This is a genomic window from Paracoccus sp. S-4012, assembly GCF_009674885.1.
Classification (GTDB): domain Bacteria; phylum Pseudomonadota; class Alphaproteobacteria; order Rhodobacterales; family Rhodobacteraceae; genus Paracoccus.
The window spans coordinates 84,428-102,489 of record NZ_WKKA01000006.1 but is presented as its reverse complement, the minus strand read 5'-3'; the positions used below and the strand labels follow the sequence as shown (position 1 = coordinate 102,489).

The 18,062-nt window shown below is 69.4% G+C and carries 17 protein-coding genes and 1 tRNA gene; 12 read left to right on the top strand and 6 right to left on the bottom strand.

Going from position 1 to position 18,062, the window contains the following annotated elements; translation table 11 throughout:
- Window positions 1–6 precede the first annotated feature (6 nt).
- The 6 genes from GI374_RS09935 to metG all read right to left on the bottom strand — a co-directional run bounded on the left by GI374_RS09935 (window position 7) and on the right by metG (window position 5,539).
- Window positions 7–1,812 (bottom strand): ABC transporter transmembrane domain-containing protein, encoded by a 1,806-nt coding sequence (locus tag GI374_RS09935; protein ID WP_154336920.1) that lies wholly within the window; start codon window positions 1,810–1,812, stop codon window positions 7–9.
- 68 nt (window positions 1,813–1,880) lie between these two features.
- Window positions 1,881–1,965 (bottom strand) — tRNA-Leu (locus GI374_RS09930).
- Between the two features lie 45 nt (window positions 1,966–2,010).
- Window positions 2,011–2,931, bottom strand: coding sequence for an arginase (gene rocF / locus GI374_RS09925; protein WP_154336919.1), 921 nt, complete (start codon window positions 2,929–2,931; stop codon window positions 2,011–2,013).
- A 31-nt stretch (window positions 2,932–2,962) separates the two neighbouring features.
- Window positions 2,963–3,394: a type II toxin-antitoxin system VapC family toxin gene (locus GI374_RS09920; protein ID WP_154336918.1), complete on the bottom strand. Its 432-nt coding sequence runs from the start codon at window positions 3,392–3,394 to the stop codon at window positions 2,963–2,965.
- On the bottom strand, window positions 3,391–3,624 hold the full coding sequence (locus GI374_RS09915; RefSeq protein ID WP_154336917.1) for a hypothetical protein: 234 nt from the start codon (window positions 3,622–3,624) through the stop codon (window positions 3,391–3,393). The genes GI374_RS09920 and GI374_RS09915 overlap by 4 nt, the downstream gene beginning before the upstream one ends.
- Before the next feature lie 196 nt (window positions 3,625–3,820).
- Window positions 3,821–5,539, bottom strand: a complete 1,719-nt coding sequence (gene metG, locus GI374_RS09910) for a methionine--tRNA ligase (protein WP_154336916.1) — start codon at window positions 5,537–5,539, stop codon at window positions 3,821–3,823.
- A 135-nt stretch (window positions 5,540–5,674) separates the two neighbouring features.
- Between metG and pdhA the strand changes: the two genes are divergently transcribed.
- From pdhA to GI374_RS09850, 12 genes are all read left to right on the top strand, one after another.
- A complete protein-coding gene (gene pdhA, locus GI374_RS09905) occupies window positions 5,675–6,754 on the top strand; it encodes a pyruvate dehydrogenase (acetyl-transferring) E1 component subunit alpha (protein WP_195759895.1) in 1,080 nt (359 codons plus the stop codon).
- 15 nt (window positions 6,755–6,769) lie between these two features.
- Entirely contained in the window at window positions 6,770–8,176 is a 1,407-nt protein-coding gene (locus GI374_RS09900; RefSeq protein WP_154336915.1) for a pyruvate dehydrogenase complex E1 component subunit beta, read from the top strand.
- A 16-nt stretch (window positions 8,177–8,192) separates the two neighbouring features.
- Window positions 8,193–9,515, top strand: coding sequence for a pyruvate dehydrogenase complex dihydrolipoamide acetyltransferase (locus tag GI374_RS09895; RefSeq protein WP_154336914.1), 1,323 nt, complete (start codon window positions 8,193–8,195; stop codon window positions 9,513–9,515).
- 133 nt (window positions 9,516–9,648) lie between these two features.
- Window positions 9,649–10,842, top strand: a complete 1,194-nt coding sequence (gene sucC, locus GI374_RS09890; protein ID WP_154336913.1) for an ADP-forming succinate--CoA ligase subunit beta — start codon at window positions 9,649–9,651, stop codon at window positions 10,840–10,842.
- 77 nt (window positions 10,843–10,919) lie between these two features.
- Window positions 10,920–11,804: a succinate--CoA ligase subunit alpha gene (gene sucD / locus GI374_RS09885; RefSeq protein ID WP_154336912.1), complete on the top strand. Its 885-nt coding sequence runs from the start codon at window positions 10,920–10,922 to the stop codon at window positions 11,802–11,804.
- Window positions 11,805–11,886: 82 nt separating this feature from the next.
- Window positions 11,887–12,267, top strand: a complete 381-nt coding sequence (locus GI374_RS09880) for a hypothetical protein (protein ID WP_154336911.1) — start codon at window positions 11,887–11,889, stop codon at window positions 12,265–12,267.
- A gap of 40 nt (window positions 12,268–12,307) precedes the next feature.
- Entirely contained in the window at window positions 12,308–15,280 is a 2,973-nt protein-coding gene (locus tag GI374_RS09875) for a 2-oxoglutarate dehydrogenase E1 component (protein ID WP_154336910.1), read from the top strand.
- Entirely contained in the window at window positions 15,277–16,872 is a 1,596-nt protein-coding gene (gene odhB / locus GI374_RS09870; protein WP_370515261.1) for a 2-oxoglutarate dehydrogenase complex dihydrolipoyllysine-residue succinyltransferase, read from the top strand. Before GI374_RS09875 ends, odhB begins: the two co-directional genes overlap by 4 nt.
- Before the next feature lie 4 nt (window positions 16,873–16,876).
- Window positions 16,877–17,119, top strand: a complete 243-nt coding sequence (locus GI374_RS09865) for a DUF4160 domain-containing protein (protein ID WP_154336909.1) — start codon at window positions 16,877–16,879, stop codon at window positions 17,117–17,119.
- Window positions 17,120–17,129: 10 nt separating this feature from the next.
- Entirely contained in the window at window positions 17,130–17,366 is a 237-nt protein-coding gene (locus GI374_RS09860) for a DUF2442 domain-containing protein (protein WP_229583049.1), read from the top strand.
- A 12-nt stretch (window positions 17,367–17,378) separates the two neighbouring features.
- Window positions 17,379–17,639 carry a hypothetical protein gene (locus GI374_RS09855; RefSeq protein WP_154336907.1) on the top strand — a complete coding sequence of 87 codons (261 nt, stop codon included), beginning with the start codon at window positions 17,379–17,381 and terminating at the stop codon, window positions 17,637–17,639.
- Window positions 17,640–17,646: 7 nt separating this feature from the next.
- Window positions 17,647–18,036, top strand: coding sequence for an MAPEG family protein (locus GI374_RS09850; RefSeq protein WP_154336906.1), 390 nt, complete (start codon window positions 17,647–17,649; stop codon window positions 18,034–18,036).
- Window positions 18,037–18,062: the final 26 nt, after the last annotated feature.

The window sequence follows — 18,062 nt, the reverse complement described above, 5'->3', positions numbered from 1 at the left end:
CGGCCCTCACTCCGCCGCCGCGACGGTCGGCTGCGCCGCTCCATCGGCGAACTGCAGCCGCGCGAGACGCGCATAAAGGCCGCCCTGCGCCACCAACTCCTCATGGGTGCCCATCGCGACGATCCGGCCGGCCTCCATGACCACGATCCGGTCGGCCTTCTTCACGGTCGCCAGCCGATGCGCCACGACCACCGTGGTGCGCCCGCGCGAGACCGCGTCCACCGCCTGCTGGACCAGCCGCTCGCTCTCGGCATCGAGCGCGCTTGTCGCCTCGTCGAGCAGCAGGATCGGCGCGTCGCGCAGGATGGCGCGGGCGATGGCGATGCGCTGCCGCTGGCCGCCAGAGAGCATCACCCCGCGCTCGCCCACCATGCTGTCGTAACCCTGCGGCAGCGCGGTCAGGAACTCGTGCGCATGGGCGGCGCGGGCGGCGGCCTCGACCTCGGCGTCGCTGGCCTCGGGGCGGCCGAAGCGGATGTTCTCGCGCGCGGTGGTGGCAAAGATCACCGGCTCCTGCGGGACGAGGGCGATCTCGCGGCGGAAGTCTCCGCGGGCCATGTCGCGCAGGTCGATGCCGTCGATGGTGACACGCCCGCGTTCGGGATCCCAGAACCGCTGGATCATCTGCACGATGGTGGTCTTGCCCGCGCCTGAGGGGCCGACGAGCGCCACCGTCTCGCCGGGCGCAATCGCCAGCGTCACGTCCTCGAGCGCCGGGGAATCGGGCCGAGAGGGATAGTGAAAGGTGACGCCCTCAAAGCCGATCGCGCCGCGCGCCGGGCGCGGCAGCGGCACCGGGTCGGCGGGATCAGTGAGCGTGTCCGTCACGGCCAGCAGCTCGCCCAGCCGCTCGGTCGCCCCGGCGGCGCGCTGGATCTCGCCCCAGATCTCGCTCAGCGCGCCGGCGGAACTGGCGACCAGCACCGCGTAGATGACGAACTGGACCAGCTCGCCCACGGTCATCGTCTCCATCCGCACGTCGCGGGCGCCGATCCAGAGGACGCCGGCGACCCCGGCAAAGATCAGGAAGATGACGATTACCGTCATCAGCGCGCGGATGCGGATGCGGCGGTGGGCGCTGACGAAGCTGGCCTCCGTCACCTCGGCGAAGCGGGCGCGGGTGGCCGCCTCGGCGGTGAAGGCCTGCACGGTCTGCGCGGCCAGCAGCGTCTCCGACGCCGTGCCCGAGGAGGCCGCGATCCAGTCCTGGTTCTCGCGCCCCAGCCCCCGCAGCCGCCGCCCGAGCGCGATGATCGGCACCATCACCACCGGCACCAGCAGCAAGACCAGCCCGCTGAGCTTCGGCGAGGTCCAGAGCATCAGCGCCAGGCCGCCGGCCATGACCAGCGACTGCCTCAGCGCCAGCGAGACCGAGGAGCCGATCACCGACAGGATCAGCGTGGTATCGGTGGTGATGCGGCTGATGATCTCGCCGGTCATCACCCGCTCGAAGAACGAGGGCGACATGGCGATCACGCGGTCGAAGACCGCCCGCCGGATGTCGGCCACGACCCGCTCGCCCAGCCGCGTCACGAGGTAGTAGCGAAGGCCGGTCCCGAGCGCGAGGAGCGCGATGATCCCGATCGCCGCCTCGAAATACTGGTCGAGCAGCGCCGAGCCCTGGTCGAAGCCGTCCACCACCCGCCGCACGGCGAGCGGCAGGACGAGGCTGACCGAGGCGGTGGCGACGAGCGCCACGAGCGCCGCCGCGAGGAGGCCGCGATAGGGCCGCACGAACGGCCAGAGCGCCGCGAGCGCCCCGACCCGCCGGGTGGTGGGCCGGTCGACGGTGGAAGCGGGTCTGCGGGCCATCGACGCCTCCGTTCAGGGCAGGCCGGGTCTAGGCCGCATGGCCGCCGGGGGCAAGCATGGGAGGCCGGTGGTGCGGGCGGCGGGACTCGAACCCGCACGGGCTCAGCCCTAGCGATTTTAAGTCGCTTGTGTCTACCGTTCCACCACGCCCGCAACGGCGCGACACTACTGCGGCCGGGCGCGGTGCGGCAAGGCGCCTCAGCCCGCGCGCGTCGGCCGGTCGAAGACCTTGCGGCCCATCAGGCTGCCGACCAGCTCGACCATCAGCCGCGCCGTGCGGCCGCGCTCGTCGAGGAACGGGTTCAGTTCCACGAGGTCAAGCGAGGTAACGAGGCCGCTCTCGTGGAGCAGTTCCATCACCAGATGCGCCTCTCGGAAGGTGGTGCCGCCGGGCACCGTGGTCCCGACCGCAGGGGCGATGGACGGGTCCATGAAATCCACGTCGAGCGAGACATGCAGCATCCCGTCCGCCCCGCGCACCCGGTCGAGGAATCCGCGCAGCGGGGCGGCGACCCCGCACTCGTCCAGCACCCGCATGTCGACGATCTCGATCTCGGTTCCGGCGAGGATCGCGTGCTCCTCGGGATCGACGGAGCGGATGCCGAAGAGGCAGATGTTCCGCTCCGGCACCGCCGCCGTGAAGGGCGGAAACGGGTCGAAGCCCGAACGGCCGGAGATGTAGCCCAAGGGCGTCCCGTGCAGGTTGCCCGAGCGGGTGGTCGCAAGGCTGTGGATGTCGCTGTGCGCGTCGAGCCAGAGGACGAACAGCGGGCGTCCGACGGCCGCCGCATGGGCCGCAACCCCCGCAACCGTGCCGAGCGAGAGCGAATGGTCGCCCCCCATGAACACCGGCATCCCCTGCCCCATCGCCGCCGTCGCCGCCCCTGCGAGGGCCTGCGTCCAGGCGATCGTCTCGGGCAGGTTGCGGACGGCGGGGTTGTCATGCGCCGCGGTCACGAGAGCCTGCGGCGCGACATCGCCGCGGTCCTCGACGGTATGGCCGAGCGCCTCCAGCGTCGTCGCCAGTCCCGCCACGCGGTAAGCCGCCGGTCCCATGAGGCAGCCGGGCCGCCGCTGGCCGCTGTCGACGGGGGCGCCGATGAGGATGCAGTGGGTCATGGGGCTCCTTGCAGTTTCGCCGGTGCATCGCTCAGGATACTGCCGCCTCCAGAGCAACGGCCCTTGATGCATGCGGCGTCGACCGGAGCGCCCCGAGAAAGCGGCCGTCGGCCGTGACAAGGCAACGATCCATCCGTTCCGCGAGCGCCAGATAGACGCAGTCGTAGACCGGATGGCCGAGGTCGAGTGCCAGGTCGAGCGCGCGGCCTTCGAGGGCGTCGTCGTGATCCACGATGGTGACCGGTGCGTCCTGCAGGAGCGCGAAGAGGTCGCGCGCCTCGTCCCGCGTTGCAGCGCGGCGCGCGACGAGCGTCCGCAGGACGTTCGCCGCCTCGATCCGCAACAGCGCAGGCGCGGCAAGGTCCCTGCCCTGCAGGGCCAGCGCGGCGTCGCTGCCATCCTCGTCCACGAGCCACTTGATCGCCACCGAAGCGTCGATGACGATGAGCGTGGCCGAACTCATGTCTCGTCGCGGTCGCGGCGCAGCAGGTCCGTGGTGTCGGGCGTGCCGCGAGGGAGCTTGATGCGGCGTCGGCGCGCGGTTTCGAAGAAGTCGGCCTCGGCCCGGGGACAAAGGGCCTCCTCCAGGATGCGGCGATGCTCGGCCTCGGCCGAGCGTCCCGCGCGCGCCGCGCGTGCTTTCAGCGCCGCGGTGATCTCGTCGGCGACGCCCCGGACGGTAAGCTGGCCCATGATCGAGACCTCCGCGCTGTCTTCATGCAGGCAATATGCCTGCAAGGAGCCGCGTCTTCAACTCTGCCCAACTTGCCGCCTCCGGCAGACTGCAGGATGACGCCCCGCATGCCGTCGCCTCGAAGAAGCGGTCGATCGACCGGTTCCAGCTTCTCGTCGCCTCGTGCGGGGCCTTCGGCCGCCGGCTGGCGGGGGGTTAGCTCCGCACGCCTTTGAACCGCTCCTCCCACTCGGCCCGCTGCTCGTCGGTGATCTTGGCGAACAGCACCTCGGGCACCGTGAAGGCGTGGCCGGGCGGAAGGATCGTCAGCGCGGCCCCGATGTCGGCGGGCCAGTCCCGGTCGCCGGTCTGCATCGCCTCCAGCATCGCCTCGGACGTGAACGGGACGAAGGGCTGCGACAGGATCGCGTAGAGGCGGATGAGGTTCAGGCCGAGGCGGGTCTGCATGGCGGCCGCGTGCGGGTCGGTCTTGAAGGTGGCCCAGGGCGCGGCGGCCTGCAGGTATTCGTTGCCGAGCACCCAGATACCGCGCAGTTCGGCCGCCGCCTTGCGGACCTCGCGGTGGTCGAGGAAGCCCTCATAGGCGCGCAGGCGTTCGGCCAGATCGGCAACGAGGGCCCGCTCGCGCCCGCCCCAGTCGCCGCCCTCCGGCACCGTTTCGCCGAATTTCGAGCGCGCGAACTTGGTCACGCGGCTCACGAAGTTTCCAAGAACATCCGCCAGGTCCTTGTTCACGCTGGTCTGGAAGTTTTCCCAGGTGAACTCGCTGTCGCCGCTCTCGGGCGCGTGCGAGAGCAGCCACCAGCGCCAGTAATCCGCCGGCAGCAGCTCGAGCGCGTGGTCCATGAACACGCCGCGGCCTTGCGAGGTGCTGAACTGGCCGCCGTCATAGGTCAGGTAATTGAACGACTTGATGTAATCGACCATCTTCCACGGCTCGCCCGAGCCGATGATCGTCGCGGGGAAGCTCAGCGTGTGGAAGGGCACGTTGTCCTTGCCCATGAACTGCGTGTAGGTCACGTCCTCCGCGCCCTCGTCCAGCCGCCACCAGCGGCGCCAGAAGGCGTCGGGCTCGCCCAGCTTGTCGGCCAGCTCGGCGGTCGCGGCGATGTATTCAATCGGCGCGTCGAACCAGACGTAGAAGACCTTGCCCTCCATGCCCGGCCAGGGCTCGGTGCCGCGCTTCACCGGCACGCCCCAGTCGAGGTCGCGGGTGATGCCGCGGTCCTGCAGCCCGTCGCCGTCGTTCAGCCATTTCCGGGCGATCGAGGTGGTCAGGATCGGCCAGTCACTCTTGCTGTCGATCCAGGCCGCGATCTCGTCCTTGAGCGCGGATTGCCGCAGATACAGATGCTTGGTCGTCCGAACCTCGAGATCGCGCGAGCCGCTGATGGCGCTCCGCGGGTCGATCAGGTCGGTGGGGTCGAGCTGCTTGGTGCAGTTCTCGCACTGGTCGCCGCGGGCCTTGTCATAGCCACAGTTCGGGCAGGTGCCCTCGATATAACGGTCGGGCAGGAAGCGGCCGTCGGCGATGGAATAGACCTGCCGCTCCTCGACCTCGCGGATCAGGCCGTTGTCGGCCAGCTTGCCGGCGAAATGCTGCGTCAGTGCATGGTTCTGCGGCGAGGAGCTGCGGCCGTAATGATCGAAGCTGAGGCCGAAGCCGCGCGCCAGCTCCGACTGCACCGCGTGCATCCGCTTGCAGTAGTCGGCCACCGCCTCGCCGGTCTTGGCGGCGGCCAACTCGGCCGGGGTGCCGTGCTCGTCGGTGGCGCAGATGAACATGACCTCGTGGCCGCGCGCGCGCAGGTAGCGGGCGTAGAGGTCGGCCGGCAGCTGGCTGCCCACGAGGTTGCCCAGGTGCTTGATGCCGTTGATGTAGGGAAGGGCCGAAGTGATGAGGTGCCGGGCCATGCGCGCGTGCCTTATGGGGGTCGCCGCCCGTCTAGCCGCGGCGGCGGCGGTTGGAAAGCTCAGGCCGATTGCAGGGTGCGAAACGATCCGCTACGCCTTGTGACACGACGCCGCGTTCCGCCGCAGGAGATCCTCATGGCCCGAGCCGCATCGCCCAGAACCGCCGCCCCCCGCGAGGAGGCCCCGGCACAGGGCAGCGGCAATGGCGGGGGCGCCAACGTCTCGAAAGACGAGCTGCTGAAGTATTACCGCGAGATGCTGCTGATCCGGCGCTTCGAGGAGAAGGCCGGACAGCTCTATGGCATGGGGCTGATCGGCGGCTTCTGCCACCTCTATATCGGGCAGGAGGCGGTGGTCGTCGGCCTCGAGGCGGCAGCGCAGGAGGGCGACAAGCGCATCACCTCCTACCGCGACCACGGCCACATGCTCGCCTCGGGCATGAACCCGCGCGGGGTGATGGCGGAGCTCACCGGACGCATCGACGGCTACTCCAAGGGCAAGGGCGGCTCGATGCACATGTTCAGCCGCGAAAAGCATTTCTACGGCGGCCACGGCATCGTCGCCGCGCAGGTGCCGATCGGCGCGGGGCTGGCCTTCGCGGACAAGTATCTGGGCAACGACAACGTCACCTTCACCTATTTCGGCGACGGCGCGGCGAACCAGGGCCAGGTCTACGAGACCTACAACATGGCCGAGCTGTGGTCGCTGCCGGTCGTCTTCGTGATCGAGAACAACCAGTATGCGATGGGCACCTCGGTCAGGCGCTCCACCAAGTCGAGGACCCTCTACGGCCGCGGCGAGGCCTTCGGAATCCCGGGCGAGCAGGTGGACGGCATGGACGTGCTGGCCGTGAAGGCCGCGGGCGAGAAGGCGGTGGCGCACTGCCGGGCCGGCAACGGCCCCTACATCCTCGAGGTGATGACCTACCGCTACCGCGGCCACTCGATGTCCGACCCGGCGAAATACCGCACCCGCGAGGAGGTGCAGAAGATGCGCGACGAGCGCGACGCGATCGAGCATGTGCGCCAGCTTCTGCTCAGCGGCGGCCATGCATCCGAGGACGACCTGAAGGCCGTCGACAAGGAGATCCGCGAGATCGTGAACGACTCGGCCGACTTCGCCCGCGAAAGCCCGGAGCCGCCGGTGGAGGAGCTCTGGACCGACATCTACGCCGACACGATCCCGCAGGCGGAAGCCGCGGACCGGAACGCCTGAGGGGGGCCGCGCAACATGGCGACCGAAATCCTGATGCCCGCCCTCTCCCCCACGATGGAGGAAGGCACCCTCGCGAAGTGGCTGGTGAAGCCCGGCGATGCGGTGAAATCCGGCGACATTCTGGCCGAGATCGAGACCGACAAGGCCACGATGGAGTTCGAGGCGGTGGACGAGGGCACGGTGGGCGAGCTGCTGGTGTCCGAGGGCACCGAGGGCGTGAAGGTCAACGCCCCCATCGCCACGCTGCTGGCCGAGGGTGAGGAGGCGGATGAGGCGAAGCCCGCCGCCCAGCCGGCGGCCGAGCCCGGCAAGGGCGAGAGCGCGAAGGACGAGACCGGCGAGGCCCCCGAGCGCGTGCCCGCCGTCGCGAAATCCGCCGTCGAGAGCGTCGAGACCCGCGACCCCGCCGCCGAGGCGCCGGAATGGCCCGAGGGCACGGCCATGAAGACCATGACCGTGCGCGAGGCTCTGCGCGAGGCCATGGCCGAGGAGATGGAGCGCGACGAGACCGTGTTCCTCATGGGCGAGGAGGTCGGCGAGTATCAGGGCGCCTACAAGATCAGCCAGTGCCTGCTCGAGCAGTTCGGCGCCCGCCGGGTGGTCGACACGCCCATCACCGAGCACGGCTTCACCGGCATCGGCGTCGGCGCGGCCTTCGGCGGGTTGCGGCCCATCGTCGAGTTCATGACCTTCAACTTCGCCATGCAGGCGATGGACCAGATCGTCAACTCGGCCGCCAAGACGCTCTACATGTCGGGCGGCCAGATGGGCTGCCCGATCGTCTTCCGCGGCCCGAACGGCGCCGCCGCCCGTGTCGCCGCCCAGCACAGCCAGGACTATGCGGCCTGGTATGCCCATATCCCCGGCCTCAAGGTCGTCCAGCCCTACTCCGCCGCGGACGCCAAGGGCCTGCTGAAGACCGCCATCCGCGACCCAAACCCGATCATCTTTCTCGAAAACGAGATCCTCTACGGCCGCAGCTTCGAGGTGCCGGACCTCGAGGATTTCACGGTGCCGTTCGGCAAGGCGAAGATCGCCCGCAAGGGCCGCGACGTCACCATCGTCAGCTTCGGCATCGGCATGGCCCATGCCCTCGAGGCGGCCGAGAAGCTCGCGGGAGACGGGATCGAGGCCGAGGTGATCGACCTTCGCACGCTGCGGCCCATGGACACCGCCGCCGTGATCGAGAGCGTCAAGCGCACCAACCGCTGCGTGACCGTCGAGGAAGGCTTCCCGGTCGGCTCAATCGGCAACCACATCAGCGCCGTGCTGATGGAGCAGGCCTTCGACTGGCTCGACGCGCCGGTGATCAACTGCACCGGCAAGGACGTGCCGATGCCCTATGCCGCCAATCTGGAGCGTCTGGCGCTCGTCACCGCCGACGAGGTCGTCCAGGCGGTGAAGCAAGTCACCTATCGCTAGGGAAGGCGCGCGAGACATGGCCACCGAGATCCTGATGCCCGCGCTGTCGCCCACGATGGAAGCGGGGACGCTGGCGAAATGGCTGGTCGCCGAGGGCGACACGGTGAAATCCGGCGACATCCTCGCCGAGATCGAGACCGACAAGGCGACGATGGAGTTCGAGGCGGTCGATGAGGGGGTGATCGGGAAGCTCCTCGTGGCCGAGGGCACCGAGGGGGTGAAGGTCAACGATCCCATCGCGACGCTGTTGGCGGAAGGCGAGGACGCCGGGGCGGAGCCGAAGGCGAAACCCGCGGCGAAGGCCGAGAAGGCGGGGGCAAAGCCGGAGCCGGAAAAGGCCGCAGCGCCCGCGGAGAAGCGGGCGGAGGCCCCTGCCCCCGCCCCCGCGCGGCGTGACGGCGAGCGCGTCTTCGCCTCGCCCCTCGCGCGGCGGATTGCATCAGACAAGGGGCTGGACCTCTCGGCCATCACCGGCTCGGGGCCGAACGGCCGCATCGTCAAGGCTGACGTGGAGGCCGCGAAGCCCGGCGCGGCGGCTCCGGCGAAGGAGGCCCCTGCCCCGGCTTCTGCGGCCAAAGCACCCAGCCAGCCCGCCCCGGCGGTGGCCCAGGGCATGACCGCGGATCAGGTCAAGAAGCTCTACGACGGCCGCGACTATGAGGAAGTCGCGCTCGACGGGATGCGGCGCACCGTGGCCGCGCGGCTGACCGAAGCCAAGCAGACAATCCCGCATTTCTACCTGCGCCGCTCGGCCCGGCTCGACGCGCTGATGGCGCTGCGCGCCCAACTCAACGGCGCGCTCGAGGGGCGCAAGGTCAAGCTCTCGGTCAACGACTTCATCATCCGCGCCTGCGCCATGGCGCTCCAGGAGATCCCGGCCGCCAACGCCGTCTGGGCCGGCGACCGCATTCTGAAGATGAAGGCCTCGGATGTGGGCGTGGCGGTGGCGGTCGAGGGTGGGCTGTTCGTCCCGGTGATCCGCGACGCCGAGAAGAAGTCGCTGTCGCAGCTCTCGCACGAGATGCGCGACCTCGGGGCCAAGTCGAAGCGCAAGCGCCTCGCGCCCGAGGAATACATGGGCGGCAGCTTCGCAATCTCGAACCTGGGGATGTACGGCATCGAGAATTTCGACGCCGTCATCAACCCGCCGCATGGCGCGATCCTCGCGGTCGGAGCCGGGTTGCAGCAGCCGGTGGTCGAGAATGGCGAAGTGAAGGTCGCGACGGTCATGTCCATGACGCTCTCCTGCGACCACCGGGTCATCGACGGCGCGCTCGGGGCCGAGCTTCTGGCGGCGATCACCCGCAACCTCGAGAACCCCCTCGCGATGCTGGCCTGAGGGCGTTGTGATCACGGCCCGAAATCGTGTGATCACAACGGGCGGATTTCCGCCCCGGCGCGCTGATAACGGTTCCCTTTTGCACGCTGAAGGCGCATGGAGCCCGGCAAATCCACGATAGCAGGGGCCGTCGATGAACATCCACGAGTACCAGGCCAAGGCGCTGCTGCGCCAGTATGGCGCACCGGTCAGCGACGGGCGCATCGTCATGCGCGCCGAGGAAGCCAAGGCCGCAGCCTCGCAGCTCCCCGGTCCGCTCTGGGTCGTCAAGTCGCAGATCCACGCCGGCGGCCGCGGCAAGGGCCACTTCAAGGAAGCGGCCGCGGGCGAGAAGGGCGGCGTGCGGCTGGCGAAGTCGGTGACCGAGGCCGAGGAACTCGCGCGGCAGATGCTGGGCCGCACCCTCGTGACGCACCAGACCGGCGAGGCCGGCAAGCAGGTCAACCGCATCTACATCGAGGAAGGCTCCGACATCGAGCGCGAGCTCTACCTCGCGCTGCTGGTGGACCGCGGCACCTCGCGGGTGAGCTTCGTCGCCTCGACCGAGGGCGGCATGGACATCGAGGAGGTCGCGGCCTCCACCCCCGAGAAGATCGAGAGCTTCAGCGTCGATCCGGCCTCGGGCCTCTCGGACTTCCACGGCCGCCGCGTGGCCTTCGCCCTCGGCCTCGAGGGCGCGCAGGTCAAGCAGTGCGTCGCGCTCGTGAAGACGCTCTACAAGATGTTCGTCGAGCGTGACATGGAGATGCTCGAGATCAACCCGCTGATCGTGACGCCCGACGGCACCCTCAAGGCCCTCGACGCGAAGATGGGCTTCGACAACAACGCCCTCTACCGCCAGCCCGAGATCATGGCGCTGCGCGACGAGACCGAGGAGGACCCGAAGGAACTCGCGGCCTCGAAATTCGACCTCAACTACATCGCCCTCGACGGCGAGATCGGCTGCATGGTGAACGGCGCCGGCCTCGCGATGGCGACGATGGACATCATCAAGCTCTACGGCGCCGAGCCCGCAAACTTCCTCGACGTGGGCGGCGGCGCGAGCCGCGAGAAGGTGACCGAGGCGTTCAAGATCATCACCTCCGACCCGAACGTGAAGGGCATCCTGGTCAACATCTTCGGCGGCATCATGCGCTGCGACATCATCGCCGAGGGCATCGTCGCCGCGGTGAAGGAAGTCGGGCTGCAGGTCCCTCTGGTCGTGCGGCTCGAGGGCACCAATGTCGAGCAGGGCAAGGAGATCATCCGCAACTCGGGGCTGAACGTGATCCCGGCGGATGACCTCAGCGACGCGGCGGAGAAGATCGTGAAGGCCGTCAAGGGCTGAACCGTAGGGTGCGTGCTCCGCACGCACCATTCCAATGACGGTGCGTGCGGAGCACGCACCCTACGCAAGGGCATGAAATGGCCATTCTCGTCGACAAAACGACCCGCGTCATCACCCAGGGCATCACCGGGTCGCAGGGCACCTTCCACACCGAGCAGGCGATCGCCTATGGCACGCAGATGGTCGGCGGCGTGACGCCCGGAAAGGGCGGCTCCGAGCATCTGGGCCTGCCGGTCTTCGACTCGGTCCACGAGGCCGTCGAGCGCACCGGAGCGGACGCCTCCGTGATCTACGTGCCGCCGCCCTTCGCCGCCGACTCGATCCTCGAGGCAATCGACGCCGAGGTGCCGCTGATCGTCTGCATCACCGAAGGCATCCCGGTCCTCGACATGATGCGCGTGAAGCGCGCGCTCGAAGGCTCGGCCAGCCGCCTGATCGGCCCGAACTGCCCTGGCATCATGACCCCGGACGAGTGCAAGATCGGGATCATGCCCGGCTCGATCTTCCGCCGCGGCAAGGTGGGCGTGGTCTCGCGCTCCGGCACGCTGACCTATGAGGCGGTCAAGCAGACCTCGGATGTGGGCCTCGGCCAGTCCTCCGCCGTCGGCATCGGCGGCGACCCGATCAAGGGGATGGAGCATCTGGACGTGCTGGAGATGTTCCTCGCCGACCCGGAGACCGAGTCGATCATCATGATCGGCGAGATCGGCGGCGCGGCCGAGGAAGAGGCGGCGCAGTTCCTGGCCGACGAGAAGAAGGCCGGGCGCTGGAAGCCGACCGCGGGCTTCATCGCCGGCCGCACCGCGCCTCCGGGCCGGCGCATGGGCCATGCGGGCGCGATCGTGTCGGGCGGCAAGGGCGATGCCGAGAGCAAGATCGAGGCGATGAAGGCCGCGGGCATCGTGGTCGCCGACAGCCCGGCGAAGCTGGGCGAAGCCGTCATGGCGGCGATCCGCGGCTGAGGCCGGCCGGTCACGCCGGCGCGAGGGCGGGAACGCCGCCCCGCACCGGCCACGTTGGGGGGGGAGGACAGGGGAGACCATCATGGCCGAGCCGACCACGACCATCCGCCGCCCCGCGGCCCGCACTGTCGCCCTCGCCGGGGCGGCCGTCGCCGTCCTGACGCTCGCCGCCTGCGCGCCCGAGACGATCGCGCCGGGCGTCGCCGGGGGCACCATGCGCGGCCTGCCCGCCTCGACCAACCTTCACGCTGCGACCGGCCTGCCGCCGGGCGCGGTCTACAGCGTCGCGCAGACCGCGCGCGGCTGGCGCGTGCTCTACCACGCCTCCGCCGCCACGCCCTCGGCCGTGGGTCAGCGGCTCTGCGCCAGTGCGGGCCGGCCGCTCGCCGGCGTGTCCGAGGGACGAACCCAGGGCGCGGGCGACCTGCCCGGCGCCCGCCTGATCGAGATCACCTGCGCCTGAGGCGCATCGCCACTGTCGGGGACCCCCCGGGAGGATATCCATGAACGACCAGAGCCCGAACGCCGCCTTCCATGACAGCTCCTTCCTGCAGGGCGTCAACGCCGCCTGGGTCGAGCAGCTCTACGGCCAGTGGTCGAAGGACCCGGCCGCCGTCGATGCGGCATGGGACGCCTATTTCCGCAGCCTCGGCGATGGCGCGGGTGACGCCGAGCGGAGCGCGAAGGGCGCCTCCTGGGCGCGCAGCGACTGGCCGGTGCAGCCTTCCGACGACACCATCGCCGCGCTGACCGGCGAGTGGCCGATGTCCTCGAAGACCGAGGCCCGGGCGGCGATGGACAAGATCGCCGACAAGGCCGAGGAAAAGGGCATCGCGCTGACCAGCGAGCAGCTGCGCCGCGCGGTCCTCGACAGCATCCGCGCGATCATGCTGATCCGCGCCTTCCGCATCCGCGGCCACCTGCATGCCGACCTCGACCCGCTGGGCATGCGCGAGATGCCGCCCTTGGGCGAGCTCGACCCGGCCACCTACGGCTTCAAGCCGGAGGACATGGACCGCCCGATCTTCATCGACAACGTGTTGGGCCTGCAGATCGCCTCGATCCGGCAGATCGTGGACCTGATGACCCGCACTTATTGCGGCACCTTCGCGCTGCAGTTCATGCACATCTCCGACCCCGAGCAGTCGGCCTGGCTGAAGGAGCGGATCGAGGGCTACGGCAAGGAGATCCAGTTCACCCGCGAGGGCCGGCGCGCGATCCTCAACAGCCTCGTGGAAGCCGAGGGCTTCGAGAAGTTCCTGCACGTCAAGTACATGGGCACCAAGCGCTTCGGCCTCGACGGCGGCGAGGCGCTGATCCCGGCGATGGAGCAGATCATCAAGCGCGGCGGGCAGCTCGGCGTGAAGGAGATCGCCATCGGCATGCCGCATCGCGGCCGGTTGTCGGTGCTGGCCAACGTCATGGGCAAGCCCTACCGGGCGATCTTCCACGAGTTCCAGGGCGGCAGCTTCAAGCCCGATGACGTCGACGGTTCCGGCGATGTGAAATACCACCTCGGCGCGAGTTCGGACCGCGAGTTCGACGGCAATGTCGTCCACCTGTCGCTGACCGCGAACCCCTCGCATCTCGAGGCGGTGAACCCGGTGGTGCTGGGCAAGGTTCGCGCCAAGCAGGACCAGTTCGGCGACCAGAACGAGCGCACCAGCGTCATCCCGGTGCTCCTGCACGGCGACGCCGCCTTCGCGGGCCAGGGCGTGGTGGCCGAGTGCCTGCAGCTCTCGGGCATCCGCGGGCATCGCACCGGCGGGACGATGCACATCATCGTCAACAACCAGATCGGCTTCACGACGGCGCCGCATTTCTCGCGCACCTCGCCCTACCCGACCGACATCGCGCTGATGGTCGAGGCGCCGATCTTCCACGTGAACGGCGACGATCCCGAGGCCGTGGTTCATGCCGCGCGGGTGGCGACCGAGTTCCGGCAGAAGTTCCACAAGGACGTGGTGATCGACATCTTCTGCTACCGCCGCTTCGGGCATAACGAGGGCGACGAGCCCATGTTCACCAACCCGGCGATGTACAAGGAGATCAAGTCCCACAAGACCACCCTGCAGCTCTATACCGAGCGGCTGGTCTCGGACGGGCTGATCCCCGAGGGCGAGATCGAGGACATGAAGGCCGCTTTCCAGGCGCGGTTGAACGAGGAGTTCGAGGCCGGCAAGCAGTTCATGCCGAACAAGGCCGACTGGCTCGACGGCAAGTGGTCGGGGCTGGAGCGCGAGGGCGAGGACTACGTCTCCGGCAGCACCGGCATCGCGCCCGAGACCATGGCCGAGATTGGCGCCGCGCTGACCCGCGCGCCCGAGGGGTTCGACCTGCACCGGACCGTGGGCCGGCTGATCGAGGCCAAGCGCAGGATGTTCGAGGAGGGCCGCGGCTTCGACTGGGCGACCGGCGAGGCGCTGGCCTTCGGATCGCTGCTGGTCGAGGGGCACGGCGTGCGCCTGTCGGGGCAGGACAGCGTCCGCGGCACCTTCAGCCAGCGCCACTCGGCCTTCGTCGATCAGACGACTGAGGAGCGCTATTACCCGCTGAACAACATCCGCAGCGGGCAGGCGCGCTACGAGGCCATCGATTCGATGCTCTCGGAATACGCGGTGCTGGGCTTTGAATACGGCTACACCCTGGCCGAGCCGAACACGCTGACCATGTGGGAGGCGCAGTTCGGCGACTTCGCCAACGGCGCGCAGATCATGTTCGACCAGTTCATCTCCTCGGCCGAACGCAAGTGGCTCAGGATGTCGGGCCTCGTGATGCTGCTGCCGCATGGCTACGAGGGACAGGGGCCGGAGCACAGCTCGGCCCGGCTCGAGCGCTTCCTGCAAATGTGCGCCGAGAACAACTGGATCGTCGCCAACTGCACGACGCCCGCCAACTACTTCCACATCCTGCGCCGGCAGATCGCGCGGCCGTTCCGCAAGCCGCTGGTCCTGATGACGCCCAAGTCGCTGCTGCGCCATCCGCAGGCGGTCTCGACCGCCGAGGAGTTCCAGACCGGCTCGACCTTCCACCGCGTCCTCTGCGACCATGCCGATGGCGAGGGCTGGACGCTCCGGCTGGCCGCCGACGACAAGGTGCGCCGCGTCGTGATCTGCTCGGGCAAGGTCTATTACGACCTGCTTGCCGCGCGCGACGAGGCCGGGCTGGAGGACGTCTATCTGGCGCGGCTCGAGCAGTTCTATCCCTTCCCGCAGCAGTCGCTCATCAAGCTCTTCGAGCGTTTCAAGGGAGCCGAGTTCGTCTGGGCGCAGGAGGAGCCGAAGAACCAGGGCGGCTGGAGCTTCGTCGAGCCGAACCTCGAATGGGTGCTGACCCGCATCGGCGCGACGCACACGCGCGCGACCTATGCCGGCCGCCACGCCGCGGCCTCGCCCGCGACCGGGCTCGCCAGTCGCCACAAGGCCGAGCAAGACAAGCTCGTGGCCGAGGCTCTCGGGCTGGAGGCGTCCTCGTGACAACCGAGGTCCGCGTCCCGACCTTGGGCGAGAGCGTGGCCGAGGCGACGGTGGCGACCTGGTTCAAGAAGCCGGGCGATGCCGTGGCGGTGGACGAGATGCTCTGCGAACTCGAGACCGACAAGGTGACGGTCGAGGTGCCCTCGCCGGTGGCCGGGGTGCTGGCCGAGATCGTCGCCGCCGAGGGCGAGACGGTGGCCCCAAACGCGCTTCTGGCGCAGATTGACGAGGGCGCGGAGGCGACTGTCTCCGTCGCTGGCAAGGCGGGGGCCCACGCCCGCGACATGGATGAGGCTGCGACCCCGATGAGCGACAAGACCGTGGACGTGATGGTGCCGACCCTCGGCGAGAGCGTGACCGAGGCGACGGTCGCGACATGGTTCAAGAAGGCGGGCGAAGCCGTCCAGCAGGACGAGATGCTGTGCGAGCTCGAGACCGACAAGGTCTCGGTCGAGGTGCCCGCCCCCGCCGCGGGCGTGCTGGCCGAGATCCTCGCGCCGGAGGGCGAGACGGTGGCCGCCAACGCGCGGCTGGCGATCATCACCGCGGGCGCCACCGCGGGGGCGGCTGCCGGGGGCGCCGCGCCCGCCACCGAAGCCGCGAAGGCCGAGGCGAGCCAGCCGCAGGGCTCGCCGCAGGAGGCGCATGCCGTCGGCTCGCCGGGCGCCGGGCCGGAGCAACTGGTCCCGCGCGAGGATGTCGAGGACGCGCCTTCCGCGAAGAAGGCGATGGCCGAGAAGGGCCTCGCCCGCGAGCAGGTCGAGGGCACCGGCAAGGGCGGCCGAGTGATGAAGGAGGACGTAGCCCGCGCCGGTACCGCCCCTGCCCCGCAGCGAAGCGCCGCGCCCGAGCCCGCGCCCGCCCCGCGCGCGCCATCGTCCGCTGACGATGCGGCGCGCGAGGAGCGGGTCAAGATGACCCGCTTGCGCGCCACCATCGCCCGGCGCCTCAAGGACGCGCAGAACACCGCGGCCATGCTGACGACCTACAACGAGGCCGACATGTCCGCGATCATGGACCTGCGGGCCGAGTACAAGGACCAGTTCGAGAAGAAGCACAAGGTGAAGCTCGGCTTCATGTCGTTCTTCGTGAAGGCCTGCGTGCATGCGCTGCAGGAGGTCCCCGAGGTCAATGCCGAGATCGATGGTGGCGATATCGTCTACAAGCGCTTCGTCCATATGGGCGTGGCCGTGGGGACGCCGAACGGCCTCGTGGTGCCGGTCGTCCGCGACGCCGATGGCAAGAGCTTCGCGCAGATCGAGAAGGAGATCGGCGATCTCGGCGCCCGCGCCCGCGACGGCAAGCTGACGCTCGCCGAGATGCAGGGCGGCACCTTCACCATCTCGAACGGCGGCGTCTACGGCTCGCTGATGTCCTCGCCGATCCTCAACCCGCCGCAATCGGGCATCCTCGGGATGCACAAGATCCAGGACCGCCCGGTCGTCGTCGGCGGCGAGATCGTGATCCGGCCGATGATGTATCTGGCGCTGAGCTACGACCACCGGGTCGTCGACGGCAAGGGGGCGGTGACGTTCCTCGTCCGCGTGAAGGAGGCACTGGAGGACCCGCGGCGGTTGCTGATGGATCTGTGAGGCTTTGCCGACCGTCTTCCGTCACGGCACGGACCGGTTCTTCTTCTACTCGAACGAGGGCGATCCGCGCGAGCCGGTCCACGTCCATGTCGAAGGCCTCGGTGGGCGCGCGAAAACCTGGATGCGGCCGGATGTGGCGATGGCATCGAGCGCGGGTTACGATAGGCGGCGGCTGGCCGAGTTGCTCTTCGTGGCGCGTGGCCGGCGTGCTGAGATCGAGAGGGCATGGGATGAGCATTTCCGCTGAAGCGACCGCCTTGCGCTGCGACGATGACACGCTGTGGGTGGACCTCGCCGACGGCCGCAGCTTGGCGGTACCACTCGCGTGGTTCCCCCGCCTCCTCGACGCCACCCCGGCCGAGCGCGCCGCGAGCCGCATCGGCCACGGCGGCGAGGGTCTGCACTGGGACGCGCTCGACGAGGACATTTCCGTGGCTGGCCTCCTTGCCGGGCGCGGCGACATGACCAACCGGCGCCCGCCCGACGCCGCCTGAGGGAGACCGGACATGACCACCCAGATCCTCGTTCGCTACGACCACGGCGATGCCGCCGCCTTCCGCCGCGCCTTCGACGCCGATGCCGAGGACCGCGGCCGCAACGGGCTGTCGCTGCTGCAACTGTGGCGCGAGGGCGGCGCGACTGCCTGGGCGCTCTACCAGTCGGGCGATCCGGCCCGCGCGCGCGACTATCTCGACGGCGCGGCGCAGGTCCTCAACGCGCAGGCGGGCGTGACCGGGACCGAGGTCCACGTCCTGCAGACCGCCTGAGCCCGGCATGTCGCACGAACTGACCGCCCTCGCCCTCGCGGCGATCCTGCAACTCGGCCAGATCGGCTTAGCGGGCTGGTCCATGAACCGCGACGGGCTGGCCGAATGGAACGCCAGCCCGCGTGACCACGAGCCGGGCTTCTCGATCCTGACCGGCCGCCTGCGACGCGCCGTCAGCAACCACTTCGAGGCGCTGAGCTTCTTCACCATCGCCGTGGTGGTCGTCACCCTCTCGGGCAGCGCCTCGGGCTTCACCGCCGCCTGCGCCTGGGTCTATCTGATCGCCCGCATCCTCTACGTCCCGGCCTATGCCCGCGGATGGAGCCCGTGGCGCTCGCTCATCTACGCCGTGGGCGCATTTGCCACCTTCGCCATGATCCTGGCCGCACTCATCTGACCCGGCCGCAGAAAAGGACCCTCTCC